At 58.9% G+C, this 16,743-nt stretch carries 9 protein-coding genes; all 9 read left to right on the top strand.

Going from position 1 to position 16,743, the window contains the following annotated elements; all coding sequences use genetic code 11:
• Positions 1-92 precede the first annotated feature (92 nt).
• The 9 genes from R5R33_RS11200 (at position 93) to R5R33_RS11160 (ending at position 16,632) form a co-directional block, all read left to right on the top strand.
• Entirely contained in the window at positions 93-2,177 is a 2,085-nt protein-coding gene (locus R5R33_RS11200; RefSeq protein ID WP_318952785.1) for a S9 family peptidase, read from the top strand.
• A gap of 253 nt (positions 2,178-2,430) precedes the next feature.
• A complete protein-coding gene (locus tag R5R33_RS11195) occupies positions 2,431-2,823 on the top strand; it encodes a MerR family transcriptional regulator (RefSeq protein ID WP_318952784.1) in 393 nt (130 codons plus the stop codon).
• A 56-nt stretch (positions 2,824-2,879) separates the two neighbouring features.
• A complete protein-coding gene (locus tag R5R33_RS11190) occupies positions 2,880-4,049 on the top strand; it encodes an isovaleryl-CoA dehydrogenase (protein WP_318952783.1) in 1,170 nt (389 codons plus the stop codon).
• 176 nt (positions 4,050-4,225) lie between these two features.
• Complete coding sequence (locus R5R33_RS11185; protein WP_318952782.1) at positions 4,226-5,833, top strand: carboxyl transferase domain-containing protein; 1,608 nt, start codon at positions 4,226-4,228, stop codon at positions 5,831-5,833.
• 194 nt (positions 5,834-6,027) lie between these two features.
• Entirely contained in the window at positions 6,028-6,825 is a 798-nt protein-coding gene (locus R5R33_RS11180; protein WP_318955727.1) for an enoyl-CoA hydratase/isomerase family protein, read from the top strand.
• A gap of 249 nt (positions 6,826-7,074) precedes the next feature.
• On the top strand, positions 7,075-9,075 hold the full coding sequence (locus R5R33_RS11175) for an acetyl/propionyl/methylcrotonyl-CoA carboxylase subunit alpha (protein ID WP_318952781.1): 2,001 nt from the start codon (positions 7,075-7,077) through the stop codon (positions 9,073-9,075).
• Entirely contained in the window at positions 9,072-9,992 is a 921-nt protein-coding gene (locus R5R33_RS11170) for a hydroxymethylglutaryl-CoA lyase (protein ID WP_318952780.1), read from the top strand. Before R5R33_RS11175 ends, R5R33_RS11170 begins: the two co-directional genes overlap by 4 nt.
• Before the next feature lie 124 nt (positions 9,993-10,116).
• A complete protein-coding gene (locus R5R33_RS11165; protein ID WP_318952779.1) occupies positions 10,117-11,382 on the top strand; it encodes a DUF945 family protein in 1,266 nt (421 codons plus the stop codon).
• 408 nt (positions 11,383-11,790) lie between these two features.
• Complete coding sequence (locus tag R5R33_RS11160) at positions 11,791-16,632, top strand: S8 family serine peptidase (protein WP_318952778.1); 4,842 nt, start codon at positions 11,791-11,793, stop codon at positions 16,630-16,632.
• The last annotated feature ends 111 nt before the right edge of the window (positions 16,633-16,743 follow it).

Here is a 16,743-nt window from a genome sequence, read left to right as displayed (position 1 = left end):
CAAATTGCCCTACCCGTTGTTCCTGTGTAATGCTCGCTGCGTTGTTGCACTGATGTACCCCATTAACCCCCGTATACCGAAGGAATCTGGCCATGGACAGAAACTGGAGAGTTATTGGTGTATTCGCAATCGCAGGTATGATCGCGGCATGCGCCCCGAAAAAAGAAGAAACTACAGCAAATATTGATGCGGCTAACGAAATAGAAAAGCCCGCGCCACTGATCGACCGGGAGTTGCTGTTCGGCAACCCCACACGCTGGCAAGGACGTTTAAGTCCCGACGGCAAGATGATGAGTTTTCTCGCGCCGCTGGATGGCGTGATGAATATCTGGGTTGCACCCGCCGGTGACTTCAGTTCTGCCAAAGCCGTCACCGCCGATAAAGGTCGTGGAATCAGGCGTCACTTCTGGGCGCTGGACAGTAAACACCTGCTATTCATTCGCGATAACCACGGCGATGAAAACTGGCACCTGTTCAGCATCGATCTCAGTACCGATGCAGTTACAGACCTCACGCCTTACAACGAAATTTCCGCAACCATGCTTGCGCAAAGCCAGGATCATCCCGGGCAAATTGTCGCCGGCATAAATGACCGGGACTCCCGCTGGCACGATCCCTACTTGATCGATTTGCAAACCGCTGAGCGAACCTTACTGGTCGAAAACACCGGCTTTGCGGAATTTATTGTCGATCACAACCTGCAGGTCCGATTGGGCCTCAAGCCCACAACCGCGGGCGGATACAACGTTTCGCAACGAGTGGAGAATGAATGGATCGATCTTTTCGAAATCCCCCGTGAAGATGCGCTCACTACTCAAATCCTGGGCTTCGACAAAGACAATCGCGGGATTTATCTACAGGACAGTCGCGGACGTGACAAAGCGGCACTTGCACATATGGAGCTCGAATCCGGCAAACTTACGGTGCTGGCTGAATCGGACAAGGCGGATATCTCCAATGTCGTGATGAACCCGGTAAACCACGCACCCATGGCCTACTCCGTCAATTATCACAAGCACGAGTGGATGGGACTGACAGAAGACATCAAGCAGGAAGTCGCGGCACTGGAAATGCAGGCCGATGGCGACCTCACGATCCTTGATACAACCCTCGACGGAATGCACTGGCTAATCAACGCCTCCCGCGACACCGCATCAGACGCCTATCAGGTTTACGACCGCAGTACACAAAAACTGAACACACTGTTCGAAGGTAAACCAGAGCTGAATGATTTTGAGTTGCCCAGGATTTATCCACAGACCATTGCGTCGAGAGATGGCCTAGATTTGGTCTCTTACCTAACACTGCCAGTGGAGGCGGACTTAGGAGGCAAGGTTAAATCTCCCGTGCCCCTGGTCCTGGTGGTTCACGGAGGTCCCTGGAGTCGTGACAATTTTGCCGATGATTCGGCGACCCGCTGGCTCGCCAATCGCGGGTACGCTGTACTGCAAGTCAATTACCGCTCATCCACAGGATTCGGCAAAGCATTCGTGAATGCGGGCAATGGTGAATGGGCCGGCGCCATGCACAATGATCTGCTCGATGCCGTGCAATGGGCTATAGACAACAAAATAACCACAAAGGACAAGGTAGCAATCATGGGCGGCAGTTATGGCGGCTACGCCACGCTGGTCGGCATGACGTTTACACCGGAAACCTTTGCCTGTGGTGTGGACATTGTCGGGCCATCAAATTTGCAAACGCTGCTTGATTCCGTGCCCCCCTATTGGGAGGGATTCAAGAAGGTATTGCATACCGCCCTCGGTGACCCGGCAACGGAATCAGGTAAAAAACTTCTTGCAGATCGCTCACCGCTGAATTTTGCAGACAGGATCACCAAGCCCTTATTGATTGGCCAGGGTGCCAATGATCCACGAGTAAAGCAGGCAGAATCCGATCAGATAGTAGCCGCAATGCAGACAAACAATCTGCCTGTGACCTATATCCTGTATCCCGATGAAGGGCATGGTTTCCAGAAGCCTGAAAACCGCCTGTCTTTTTTTGCCGCAAGCGAATCTTTTCTTGCGGACTGCCTCGGCGGACGTTATCAGCCAATTGGGGACGACCTTTCCAACTCCAGCATTCAAGTCGTGGAAGGAGCTGAATTTGTGCCCGGACTGGATGAAGCCCTGAAGAGAATCGCGCTGTTGGCAACCAACACGCTTGAGGAAGACTGACCAGCAGTCGTTTCAATCCTGCATCAGAGCCCTCACAGCGACATGTGGTGTGGGCTCTGATGTACCTGACCAGCGGAATGTTACCTGTCAAGTTTTGCCACCTTGGATTCCAGCTCCCACCCTGTCTTGGCCCCGAGTCCCGGCCCCCACCTACAGAACCCCAAAGAACAGTTTGGTCACATTTTGGCCCAGATTGACGTTTACGTTAACGTAAACGTCAACTATCCTTCAGGCACTTCTGAGGAAAGGCCCCATGAGCAACACCACCGCCGACAGCTACAGCATCTCCGAGCTGGCCCAGGAATTCGGGATTACCACCCGCACCATCCGCTTCTATGAAGACAAGGGGCTGCTGTGCCCCGAGCGGCGTGGGCAGACGCGGATCTACTCCCCCGAGGACCGGGTGCGCCTGAAGCTGATCCTGCGCGGCAAGCGCCTCGGCTTCTCCCTCGACGAGAGCCGCGAAATCATCGACATGTACGACCCCGCCAAGGGCAATGTCGAACAGCTCAACCGCCTCCTCGAGCGTATCGATTCCAAGCGCCAGCAGCTGCTGCAACAGCAGCGCGATATCGAAAAGATGCTGTCGCAGCTGGACGAGGCGACCGCCCGCACGCAGGTGGCGCTGAAACAACAGATGACCTGAACCCAACCCAATCAACCTGAATAAGTACCCCTGACGGATTCAAAGCGGAGCAGCCAATGAATACTCCATACCCAACCCTCAACTTCGGCCTCGGTGAAGACATCGATATGCTGCGGGACATGGTCTACAAGTTCTGCCAGGCGGAACTCGCCCCGCGCGCGGCGCAGATCGATGAGGACAACCTGTTCCCGGCCGATATGTGGAAAAAATTCGGCGAGCTGGGCCTGCTTGGCATGACCGTCGAAGAGGAGTACGGCGGTACCAACATGGGTTACCTGGCGCACGCGGTGGCGATGGAGGAGATTTCCCGCGCTTCCGCGTCTGTCGGCCTGTCTTACGGCGCCCACTCCAACCTGTGTATCAACCAGATCCGCAAGAACGGTACCCACGAGCAGAAGATGAAATATCTGCCGAAGCTGTGTTCCGGTGAGCATGTGGGCGCGCTGGCGATGAGTGAGCCAAACTCCGGTTCCGATGTGGTGAGCCTGCAGCTGAAGGCGGAGAAGAAAGGCGACCGTTTTATCCTGAACGGCAACAAGATGTGGATTACCAACGGTCCGGATGCCGAGACCTATGTAATTTACGCGCGCACCGAGCCGGGCATCAGCTCCGGCGGTATCACGGCGTTTATCGTGGAGCGCGGCTTCAAGGGTTTCACTCAGGCGCAGAAGCTGGACAAGCTGGGTATGCGCGGTTCCAACACCTGTGAGCTGGTGTTCCAGGACTGTGAGGTGCCGGAAGAAAATATTCTCGGTCAGCTGAACGGCGGTGTGCGCGTGCTGATGAGCGGCCTGGATTACGAGCGCACGATTTTGTCCGGTGGCCCGGTAGGCATCATGCAGGCGTGTCTGGATATCGTGGTGCCTTACCTTCATGAGCGCAAACAGTTCGGTAAGGCGATCGGTGAGTTCCAGCTGATGCAGGGCAAGGTTGCGGATATGTACGCGGACCTGAACGCGAGCCGCGCGTATCTGTACGCGGTGGCCCGCGCCTGTGACCGCGGTGAGGATTCGCGCAAGGATTCTGCGGCGGTGATCCTGTTTACTGCGGAGCGCGCGACGCAGATGGCGCTGCAGGCGATTCAGACTCTGGGCGGCAACGGCTACATCAATGAGTACGCCACCGGTCGTCTGCTGCGCGATGCCAAGCTGTATGAAATTGGCGCGGGTACTTCCGAAATCCGTCGCATGCTGATTGGGCGCGAGTTGTTTAACGAGACTCGCTAAGTATTTTTTTGAATTCGGTGGCGGTGCCACTGCCGGTACGGGTTTACTGGACACGCCGTGAACCCATCCATGGGGGCTCTTCCGCGACATCCATGTCGCAGAAGGTCCAGCAAACCCGTACCGGCAGCAGCACCTTCGCATCCAGGTCCTGACTACGAATTGGACTCGTGTTATCTATGAATCAGATTCAGAGCAAGATTAATTCCCGCGATGCGGCGTTTGCGGAAAACCGCGAACAGATGCAGAAGATCGTCGACGACCTGCGGGAAAAGCTGGAAACCATCGCCAAGGGCGGCAATGAACGCGCGCGGGAAAAACATGTTTCCCGCGGCAAACTGCTGCCGCGGGATCGCATCGACACCCTGCTGGACCCGGGCAGCCCGTTCCTAGAGTTTTCACAGCTGGCGGCCTATGACGTTTACGGTGAAGACGTGCCGGCAGCCGGCATCCTTACCGGTATCGGCACCGTGACCGGCCAGCCCTGTGTGATTGTGGCCAACGATGCCACCGTGAAAGGCGGCACCTATTATCCGCTGACGGTGAAAAAGCACCTGCGCGCGCAGGCGATTGCCGAGCAGAACAATCTGCCGTGTATTTATCTGGTGGATTCCGGCGGTGCCAACCTGCCGCGCCAGGACGATGTGTTCCCGGATCGCGAGCATTTCGGCCGCATCTTCTTCAACCAGGCCAATCTGTCGGCGAAGAACATCCCGCAGATTGCGGTGGTGATGGGCAGCTGTACCGCCGGCGGTGCTTATGTGCCGGCGATGGCGGATGAGTCCATCATGGTGAAGGAGCAGGCCACGATTTTCCTGGCCGGTCCACCGCTGGTGAAAGCCGCTACCGGTGAGGAGGTGTCCGCGGAGGAACTGGGTGGTGCGGAGGTGCACTGCAAGATTTCCGGGGTTTCCGACCACTTTGCCAATAACGATACCCACGCGCTGCAGATCGCGCGCAATTCCGTGGCGCGCCTGAATCGGGTGAAGAATCCCGGTCTCGATATCACCAAGCCGGTAGAACCGATTTATCCGCCGGAAGATATCTACGGCATCGTGCCGAAGGATTCCCGCCAGCCGTACGACGTGCGCGAGGTTATTGCGCGCGTGGTGGACGGTTCCGAATTTGATGAATTCAAGGCGCTGTACGGCACCACGCTCGTCACCGGCTTTGCGCGCATCCACGGTTACCCGGTGGGTATCGTGGCGAACAACGGCATCCTGTTTGCCGAGAGCGCACAGAAGGGCGCGCACTTTATCGAGCTGTGTGCGCAGCGCAATATCCCGCTGGTATTCCTGCAGAACATCACTGGATTCATGGTGGGCAAGCAGTACGAAGCCGGCGGTATCGCCAAGCACGGTGCGAAGATGGTGACTGCGGTGGCCACCGCGAAAGTGCCGAAGATCACCATCCTGATCGGGGGTTCTTTCGGTGCAGGTAACTACGGCATGTGTGGCCGCGCCTATGATCCCAACTTCCTGTTTATGTGGCCCAACGCGCGTATTTCCGTGATGGGTGGCGAGCAGGCGGCGGGCGTGCTGGCACAGGTGAAAAAGGACCAGATGGTAGCGCAGGGCGAGGACTGGAGCGCGGAAGAAATCGCCAAGTTCAAGCAGCCGATCATCGACGACTACGAACACCAGGGCCACCCCTACTACGCCTCCGCGCGACTGTGGGACGACGGCGTTATCGACCCCAAAGACACGCGCACCGTGCTAGGGCTGTGTTTAGCGGCGGCGACGCATAAGGAGCCTGAAGAGACTAAGTTCGGAGTCTTCCGAATGTAGGTTGCTGCTCCGGGATATTTCAGCGCGGGCCCAGCTACCGGGAATAGGTTGCGGGACACGCTGTGAATACATCCTTGTACGCTCTGCGCCGGCATCCATGCCGGCGAAGGTCCCACAACCTAATCCCGGTATCTGGACCTTACGAGCTCCGTAGAAAATTTTGAAAGCAAGGAACTATTGTGAGCGAGAAAGCCATGAGCGAAAAAATGCTGTGCGAAATCGATAACGAAGGCGTTGCCACGGTCACTTTGAACCGTCCGGAAATTCATAACGCCTTCGACGATGACCTGATTCGCCAGCTCGGCGAGACCTTCGACAACCTCGCCCGCAGTGGCGGCATCCGCGCGCTGATTCTCGCCTCCAACGGCAAGAACTTCTCTGCCGGTGCCGACCTCAACTGGATGAAGCGCATGGCCGAGTTCAGCGAAGAGCAAAACCGCAGCGACGCGGCCTCGCTCGCCGCTATGCTGCACAAGCTCGACCAGTTCCCAGCACCCACCATCGCCCGCGTGCAGGGTGCCGCGTTTGGTGGAGCCGTGGGTCTGGTCAGCTGCTGCGACATCGCCGTCGCCGCCGAGCGCGCCAGCTTCTGCCTGAGCGAAGTCAAAATCGGCCTGCTGCCGGCCACCATCAGCCCCTACGTGATCAACGCCATCGGTGCCCGCCAGGCGCGCCGCTACTTCGTTACCGCCGAGCGTTTCTCCGCAGAACGCGCCAAGGAAATCGGCCTGGTTTCCGAAGTCGTACACGAAAGCGATCTGGATCTGACCGTGCAAAAGCTGGTGAACAGCATCATCGACAACGGCCCCAACGCCGTCACCATGGCCAAGCAGTTGGCCATGTCCATGTCGAACCGAGTGATCAATGAAGAACTGCAGGGACAGACCAGCGCGCTGATCGCGGCAGTACGGGTTTCCCCTGAAGGGCAGGAAGGTTTGAGCGCGTTTCTAGAGAAACGCGCCCCGAGCTGGATGAATACCAGCGAGGAATAAACCCCAAAGCTGGATCCCGGCTCAAGGCCGGGATGACAGTCATCCCGAATTAGGTTCGGTATCCAAAAGCTACGAAGTACAGAAATTCAAATTGAAGGCAAAGTGCTGGGGGCTGGTTTTTGAAAGCGTCGGCGACATGGACGTCGCCGACGCAGCGTACAGGGATGTATTTACAGCGGTTTCAAAAACCAGTCCCCAGTGCTTTGCCGCCACGGACTCCAAACAGAGCACCACACCACAGAGCCAGACATGATTCGCAAACTGCTGATCGCCAACCGCGGCGAAATTGCCTGTCGTATTATCCGCACGGCGCGCCGCCTCGGCGTCGCCACCGTCGCGGTCTACTCCGACGCAGACGCCAACGCCCTGCACGTACAGCAGGCCGATGAAGCCGTACATCTCGGCCCCGCACCGGCGCGAGAATCCTACCTCGACATCGACAAAGTCCTCGCCGCCGCCAAACAGACCGGCGCCGACGCCATCCACCCCGGCTACGGATTCCTTAGCGAAAACGCCAAATTCTGCCGCGCCTGCGAAGAAGCCGGCATCATCTTTGTCGGCCCGCCCGCCGCCGCCATCGAAGCCATGGGCTCCAAGTCCGCCGCCAAGCGCATTATGGAAGAAGCCAGCGTACCGCTGGTGCCGGGTTACCACGGCCACAACCAGGACCCGGGCATCCTCGAGGGCCACGCCAACCGCATCGGCTACCCGGTATTACTGAAAGCCGCCGCCGGTGGTGGCGGCAAGGGCATGCGCCGCGTCGACAACCCCAAGGACTTCCACGAAGCCCTCGCCGCCGCCAAGCGCGAAGCCCAGAACGCCTTCAGCGACGACCATATGCTGATCGAGCGCTACGTGGTCAACCCGCGCCATGTGGAAATCCAGGTGTTCTGCGACAAACAAGGCAAGGGCGTCTACCTGTTCGAGCGCGATTGCTCGGTACAGCGCCGCCACCAGAAAGTGGTCGAGGAAGCCCCGGCGCCGGGTCTGCCGGCGGAAACCCGCAAAAAAATGGGAGAGGCGGCGCTGCGCGCAGCCAACGCCATCGGCTATGTCGGCGCCGGTACCGTGGAATTCCTGCTGGATGCCAGCGGGGCTTTCTATTTCATGGAAATGAACACCCGCCTGCAGGTGGAGCACCCGGTAACCGAAATGATCACCGGCCAGGATCTGGTGGCCTGGCAGCTGGCGGTCGCCGCCGGCGATGGACTGCCGCTCACCCAGGACGACCTGCACATCGTCGGCCACGCGTTCGAAGTGCGTATCTACGCGGAAGACCCGGACAACGATTTCCTGCCGGCCACCGGCAAACTGCTGCGGCACCAGCCACCGGCAGAGAGCCCGTCCGTGCGTGTGGACACCGGTGTGCAGACCGGCGATGAGATCAGCGTGCACTACGACCCGATGATTTCCAAACTGATCGTGCACGGCAGCAACCGCCGCGAGGCGCTGGCCAAGCTCGACCGCGCACTGCAGCAGTACCAGATCGCCGGGCTGCGCCACAACATCGAATTCCTGCGCCGGGTGATCAATCACACCGCCTTCGTCAACGGCCGCGTCAACACCCACTTTATCGGCGACTTTGAGCAGGAAATCCTGCAGCAGGAACAGCAGCTGCGGTCGCAGCAGTGCGCCGCCATGGCCGCCTTCCTGCAGCACCGGGAAACCCGCGCACAGCACCGCGCGGCCCCCAAGTCTGACCCGTTCTCGCCGTGGCACAGCGGCAGCAACTGGCGCAACGGCGTGACCCTGTGGCGCAGCCAGAAGGTGGAGGTACACGGTCGCGAAGTCGAGATCCGCTTTGCCGGCAATGAAGACAACCTGCAGTGGCAGTGCAGTGCCGCCGTGGACGCGCAGTGCGGTACCATTACCACACTGCACGGGAAAAATGTGGCTGTGCTGGATGGCCGCCGGGTGAATTATTCCAGCGTCGCCAACGGCGATGAGGGCACGGTGTTTATCAGCGGCGAACAGCTGGATTTCAAAATCCTGCCGCCGGATATCGGCGAGAGCGCAGATGCCGCCCACGGCCTGGACGCACCGATGAACGGCACCATCGTGACCCTGCTGGTGGAACCCGGTACGCAGGTGCAGAAAGACCAGCCGCTGCTGGTGATGGAGGCGATGAAAATGGAGCACACATTGCGCGCACCGGCAGACGGCATTGTGAACCAGTTTTTCTGCGCAGCCGGCGAACTGGTGGACGGCGGCAGCCTGCTGATCGACTTCGCTGCGGAGGACGCACAATGAACCTGCCAGATCGGGTAAAGATCGTCGAAGTGGGTCCGCGCGATGGCCTGCAGAATGAAAAGCAGCCCATCTCTGTCGCCACCCGGGTGCAGCTGATCGATCTGCTGAGTGACAGCGGCCTCAAGGTGATTGAGGCCGGCAGTTTTGTCAGCCCCAAATGGGTGCCGCAGATGGCGGCCAGCGAGGAAGTACTCGCCGGCATCCAGCGCAAACCCGGGGTCATCTACAGCGCGCTCACCCCCAATATGGTGGGTTATGAGCGCGCGCGGGAGGCCGGTGCCGACGAGGTAGCGGTGTTCGGTGCGGCCTCGGAAAGCTTCACCCGCAAGAATATCAACTGCTCCATCGAGGAGAGCCTGGAGCGCTTCCGCCCGCTCGCTGAGCAGGCGCGCGCTGACGGTATCCCGGTGCGCGGCTATGTGTCCTGCGTGCTCGGCTGCCCCTATGAGGGCGAGATCAAAGCGCAGAAGGTGGCAGAGGTGAGCCGCGCGCTGCTGGACATGGGCTGTTATGAAATCAGCCTCGGCGACACCATCGGCGTCGGCACCCCGGAAAAGGCCCGCTACATGCTCGAGACGGTCGCGCAACAGGTGCCGCTCGCCAAGCTTGCGGTGCACTTCCACGATACCTACGGCCAGGCGCTGGCCAACCTGTATGCGGCATTGCAGGTGGGTGTGACCGTGGTGGATTCCGCGGTGGCGGGACTCGGCGGTTGCCCCTATGCACGCGGTGCGTCCGGCAATGTGGCGAGCGAGGATGTGCTGTATATGCTGGACGGACTCGGTATTCACACCGGGGTAGACCTGAGCAAGCTGGCGGCCGCGGGCAACTTCATTTCCCGCGCCCTGGGGCGGGAAAGCAACTCGAAAGTCGCCAGGGCCATTGCCGGCGAGTGCGGAACCATCGAGGGCGATTAACGGTCTCTGGTTTCATCTCGATCTGCTACCATCGGGCGTTCTCCTCTCGTAGGGCGTTCTCTAAGGAACGCCCTATTAAATTGGGAACGCCCTTTTTATTTGCCTCAGTGACATTGCGTTAAAAATGAAAGCCCTACGTTACCTCCTCATAACCCTGTCCGCCCTGGTACTGCTCGCCGCCCTGATCGCCCCGCGCCTGATCGGTCCCCAGGTGGAAGAGGTTCTGCAACAGCAACTGGCCAACCAGCCGAATATCGAGCTGAGCGGCTACCAGCGCGGCTGGTTCAGCGCCGAAGCCCTGACCCTGCTCAAGGGCAAGGACGGTGCAACCGAGGCCTTTACCGAGATCAAGCATGGTCCGGTGCTGTTTACCAGCGGCGGCCCCCGTATCGGTGTGCTCTATGCCAAAACCCGACTGACCGGCAACGAACTGGAACCGGCGCTGCGCCGCCAGCTTGAGGCCTATTACGGTTCCCTCGACGATCTGGGGCCGGGTCTCAAGAACAGCCCGGTGATGGTGGAGACACTGGTGGGCGCCAACAACACCGTCACCAACACCGTGCACCTGCTGCCCATCGACCGCAACGAGGGCGACCAGCAGATCCAGTTCCAGGGAGCCAAAATTCGCCTGGTTACCGACTACCAGGGCCAGCAGCAGGAGAGCAGCTTCAAGCTCGGCGAGTTCGTGCGCATGGATGGCCACCGCGAGGCGCTGTACCTGCAATCCGGCAGCGGCGAGTTCGCGCTGGATGCCAGTGGTGCCGGTACCCTACAGCTCAAACTGCCTCTGGTGCGCGCCAACAACGATTCCGGCCCGCTGGAGCTGCGGGGTGTGACCTTCGACTACAGCGGCAAGCTGGTGGCCGACCGCACCCTGAACGTACAGACCGCGCTGAAGTTGCCGGAGATTCAATCCGCCACCCCGGCGAGCAGCCTGACCCAGCAGATCAACCTGCCGGCGATCGGCTACGACGACCTGCACCACTACCTCTACAGCCTGCTGCTGACCCCGGCGGCCGAGCGCAGCTGGCCGCAGGTGTTCGACCGTCCGCTGCAGATGCAACAGCAGCTGGATATCGCCACCGCCAATGGTCCGATGCAGTTGCAACTGGATGTGGACTGGAAAGGCATGCCGCGCAACCAAACCGCCAACGACAATCTTTTCTGGCTGGACGCGCTGAACGGCTCTGCGAATATCAGCGGGGCAGAGCAGGCACTGATGCAGTCGCCGCTGATCATGCAGGCCAGCGCACTCAAGCAATACGGTTTCCTGCAGGAAAAAAATGGCGAGCTGTCCATGCACCTGCAACTGGAAAACGGCAATCTCACGGTGAACGGGCAACTGCTGCCGGCGGACCTGTTTATGCTGGCGATGTTGAATAAATTCTGATTGCCCCGGAATTTACCGCTGCCAAAAATGCCCGATCCACAATATGTGCATCGGGCATTTTTTTAGCACTGTACTGAGGTTTTACTACTCGCCCCGCCTACTCAATTGCGGCGTTTCGCCATCCCGCCCCCGAATTCCGCATCGCACATCCCCCAGTAAATTCTGTCACTGCCGCGCAATACAGTTTTTTCTTTGCCGATTTCACTGCTGGAAAAGTCAGCAAGCGTAACAGTTTGTCACGCACCACGGAAAAATCAGACATTCGTTCGTTATGCACAGTGGCAATTTAAAGGCACGAAAGGCACCGGCATGAATTGATGCTTAAAAAACGAGCAAGTGTGACGTCAATGTCCTGCATGACGCGCATGCCTCGACGGTGCGAAGACAAGAACCAATATTGGGTAAATTATGTTTAATAAAAACAAGATGGCTGTGGCCGTGGCCTCAGCTCTGTGTATCAGCGCTTCCGTAGGCGCGTCACAGACAGACCTTATCAGTGAGAATCTCGCGAAGTGGGCCGCGGCCGACGAGCAGCGAGTGATTCAACCGCTCGCACAATACGACTGGGATGGCAAAACCAACCAGCAGGTGAAGAAACAACACCACGTGTTTACCGAAGAGCGCGACATCAGCGGCAAGCACACCTATATCGTGCAGCTCGAGGAAGCCCCGATCTCCGCTTACGACGGCGGCATCGCCGGCCAGCCTGCAACCCGTAGCCTGGTACAGGCCGCGCGCACCCAGAACGGTCCGCTTAACCTGAACCAGCCGGAAATCGCCAGCTACCGCAGCCACCTCGCGCAATCCCGCGCGAATGTGCTGAGCAATGCAGTGCAGCAGCAGGGCCTGTCACTGCAGGTGAAAAACACCTACGCGGTAGCCCTGAACGCGTTCACCACCGAAATGACCCAGGAAGAAGCCAAGCGACTGGCCAAAGTTCCGGGCATCAAGCGCATTACCCGCAACACCATCAAGCAGCTGCAGACGTTCAACACCATCGAGCAGACCGGTGCCCAGGCTACCTGGGAACAGGCTGCCACTGCGGCCGGCAAAAATATGGGTGAAGGCGTCGTTGTCGGTATCATCGACACCGGTATCAATACCGACCACCCGTCCTTCGCAGCCGTTGGCGGCGACGGCTATGTGCACACCAACCCGCTGGGCGAACAGTTCCTCGGCGACTGTGTCGAGAACCCCAACCTGTGTAACGACAAGCTGATCGGTGTTTATTCCTACCCGGAAATTACCGCTGCCTACAGCGACCCGGTGTTTGAAGAAACCCGCCCCGCGGTCGGTGAGGACTACCACAGCCACGGTTCCCACGTAGCCGGTACCGCAGCGGGCAACGTCCTGCACAATGTGCCTTACAAGCTGAGCGAAAACACCGCACAGGGCACCGGTCTGGAAACCGACCTGGCGTTCGAGCAGGTTTCCGGCATGGCACCGCACGCCAACATCATTTCCTACCAGGTGTGCTGGCCAGGTGGTTCCGGCGACCCCTACGCGGGCTGCCCCTCCATCACCCTGATCTCTGCGATTGAGCAGGCTGCCATCGACAACGTCGACGTGATCAACTTTTCTATTGGCGGCCTGGAAGAAGACCCCTGGCTGGACCCGATCGAGCAGGCGTTCTACAACACCGCCAAGAGCGGTGTATTTATCGCTGTAGCCGCGGGCAACAACGGTCCCGAGCTGAAGAGTGCCGACCACTCATCTCCCTGGCTGACCACCGTCGCGGCCCACACTGCGCAGTCCAAAGTCGACTTTACCGACAAAGAACTGAAAGACATGACCGGTGGTGACACCACAGCTCCGGCAAACATTTCCGGCCGTGCGATCACCTTCGAAGATCTGACCGGCCTGGTGGTGAATGCCGCCAGCTTCACCAACCCGAATAACACCTCGCCGTATGTCCAGGCCAACTGTGACACCGCATACCCGGAAGGTTTTTTCGATTTCCCGGATGACCCGGAAACCGCGATTGACGAAAGCCAGCAACCGGTGATCGTTCTGTGTAAGCGCAGCTCCAGCCCACTGTATAACAAGGGGGTCAACGTTGCCGCGGGCGGCGCCGAGGGCGTAATCGTTTATAACCAGTCGTCTTACTACGACAACTACACGACGATTCCTGACGTCCCTTACACGATCCCAGCCATCCACATCAAAAATAGCGATGGACTCAAGCTGGTGAACTGGCTGGCTTCCGGTGCCGAGCACACCGCCACCATTACCGGTGCCTCTGCGCTTGAAGGCGATCTCGAAGAACAGTACACCGCGTACTTCTCCAGCCGTGGACCGTCCTACTTCGGTATCGACACCCTGTTTGTAGATATCGGTGCTCCCGGTGTGGATATCTACGCGCCAGGTTCCGACGACCAGCCGTTTACCAAAAACCCGAGCACTGGCGACTGGATGTCCATGTCCGGTACCTCCATGGCCAGCCCGCACGTGGCCGGCGCTGCCGCCCTGCTGCGCCAGTCTCACCCGGAATGGTCCGCCATGGAGGTCCAGTCTGCGCTGCTGATGACCGCCAGCAACGACCTGAAAAATTCGGTGTTCCTGAACAACTACAAAACCGATGGTTTCAACTCCAGCCTTCAGGACACCGGTGCCGGTCGCATGCGTGTGGAACTGGCCGACAAGGCCGGCCTGGTGCTCGACGAATCCATCGAAAACATGGAAGCGGCCAACCCGAATCTGGGTGGTTTCCCCAAACGCCTGAACACCGCGTACATGGTCGATAACACCTGTACCGAAGAGTGCTCCTGGGTGCGTACCTTCACCGCGACCGAAGACGGCAGCTGGAACGCGAGCGGCGAAACTTTTATCGGCAACTTCGAGATCTCCGTGGTGCCGGCGAGCTTCACCGTGAAGCAAGGCGAGCAGGTCACCCTGACCGTTACTGCCCGTCATCGCGATACCGCCTCGGAAACCCAGTACATCAACCTGACCGGCAACCAGGGCCAGGTAGTACTGACCCCGACTTCCGGCAACTCTCCGGTACTGGAATTGCCGGTATGGACCTACAGCGATGCCACCGGCCTGCCGGACTTCGTTAAGGTGGATGCGCACCGGACTTCCGCACGCGTTCCTGTAGGCCCGCTGACTACCGATGAAATTACCGATTTCACCGCCCGCACTTACGGCATGGTAAAAGCGGATGTCACCAGCCAGTTGGTCTACACCGACACCACCGGCGGCGACCCGTTTGACGACGCGGAACAGGTCATGGTTACCCTGACCGAAGTGCCGGAAGGCAGCGCCATGGTGGCCTCCCACGTTATCGGCGAAAACACCACCCGCGCCATCGTATTTATGGGGATGGACAGCAACGGCGACGGCCTGCCGTCCTACGACGAACTGCTGTGCCAGTCCACCACCTATACCGCAGCCAACTTCTGTACCGTAAACGCGCCGCTGGCGGGTACTTACTGGACCGTGGTTTCCAGCCTGGTGAATATTGGCTACGGCCAGACCGATGAGGGCCGCGAAATCCAGCTGGCGACCGCAGTCGTCGGCCAGGACAACGGCAACCTGACCGTGTCCGGCCCGAGCCAGACCACTGGTTACGCCGAGTACTCCCTGGACCTGGGCTACAACCTGCCGGAAATGGAAATCGGTGATTACTACTTCGGTGGTTTCGATATCGGTACCAATGCCAACGATGCGGGCAATATCGGCTTCGTACCGGTGATCATCAGCCAGGTGGATGACGATGTAACCTTCACCTCAAGCCAGGCCACCGCGAAAGCCGGTGATATCGTGGACTTCTCCATCAGCGTCATTGCCAACAATGAACAAGAGGCCCGCGCGTTCACTCTGGACACCACCTTCCCGGAAGGCATCGAGATCATTCCCGAGTCCATTGCGCCCACCGCCAGCACCCCGGTGGAGCCGGTTCTGGAGAGCAACCGACTGACACTCGACGGCATCCAGGAAACCACTCGCGACGAGGAGCGCACCTACAAGGTAACCACCTCCAAAAACGACAGCATGTGTACGCTGACGGCCGGCAACTCTCCGTATCCGGATTACCTGGACCTGCGTGACCTCGGCTGGCGCACACTGGAAGGCGTTGAAGGAAGCTACCGCAACTACTTCGAGTACTCCCTCAAGGACCTGATGGCGACCGACCAGGATGTCACCATTCCGTTCCTGAACACCAACCACTTCGACTCCATCAAGATCAGCCCGGCGGGCCTGGTGTACTGGGGCAATCGCCGTCTGTCCACCATGCACCAGGAACTCCCCAACGGCAACGGCCTGGGTATGCCTGAGCACATCATCGCGCCGTTCTGGGCAGGTGATAACCAGGTTACGCGCTACAACTCCGGCTACGGCGAGGCCGAACTCAATGCCGGCGTAACCCAGAGTTACACCTACAGCCGCGAGTGGCTGGTACTGGAGTGGGATAACATCGAGCGCGCCAACGCACCGGGTCAAATGGTGGACTTCGAGATGTTCCTGCGCACCCAGATCAACTACGAGCCGGGTGAGTACGAAATGCTGTTTGCGTACGACAACGTAAACCTCGTGGACGACCAGGGCTCCATCGGCTTCAAATCCTACCTCGGCACCGTGGTAAGAGATGGCGATATTGCGATGGATGTGAACGCCGGAACCAGTGTTGCGTTCGACGACGTCAGCAAAGTGGTAGATGGCAATACCGTGGTATGTCTGGACTACTCCGGCCCGGAAATTTCCAAGTTCGCAGTGAACTTCCAGGCCTACGTATCCCAGAAAGCTGCCGGTGCGGTGCACACCATTGCGCTGAACAACGGCCTCGTCGGCTCTGAAAACGAAGTGCTGGAAGTGACCCTGGACGTTACCGGCAACATTCAGCTGTCTCCGGTGGATGACATTGTGCTGGATCAGGGCGAGTCCGCTCAGTTCATCGTGACTTATGCCGACGAAAACAACGTCAGCAACGTTATCGAGCTTCAGGGCGAGGGCTTCAGCTACGAGGTTTCCGGCCACGAGTCCGGTAGCACTGTCACCATTACCGCCGACGGCGGTTTCTCTGGTGAGCAGGAAGTCACTCTGGTGGTTAAGGATTCTGTAGCGCCGAGCGATGCGGCCAGGCAGACCTTCAACTTGACCATCAACAAAGTGGAAACCGGCGAGACCGAAACCCCTGAAGTTGAAGAACCCAAGAAGAAAAAGAAAAAAGGCGGCTCTACCTCCGCGTGGATGCTGTTGATGCTCGGCATCGCCGGCGTCCTGCGTCGCCGTCGTATTTTCTTCCGTTAATCACGGACCAGCTTGCCCGGCTCACGCCGGGCAATTTTTGCGTTCGATCGGGGCCTGCCTGTTTTATCGGTTGGTAAACAGGCAGGCCCTTTTTTTATCCTGTTTCTGAAA

The organism is Microbulbifer pacificus, assembly GCF_033723955.1.
GTDB classification, from domain to species: Bacteria; Pseudomonadota; Gammaproteobacteria; order Pseudomonadales; family Cellvibrionaceae; genus Microbulbifer; species Microbulbifer pacificus.
Note: the sequence above shows the minus strand (reverse complement) of the source record. Positions and strands in the feature narration are given on the sequence as shown.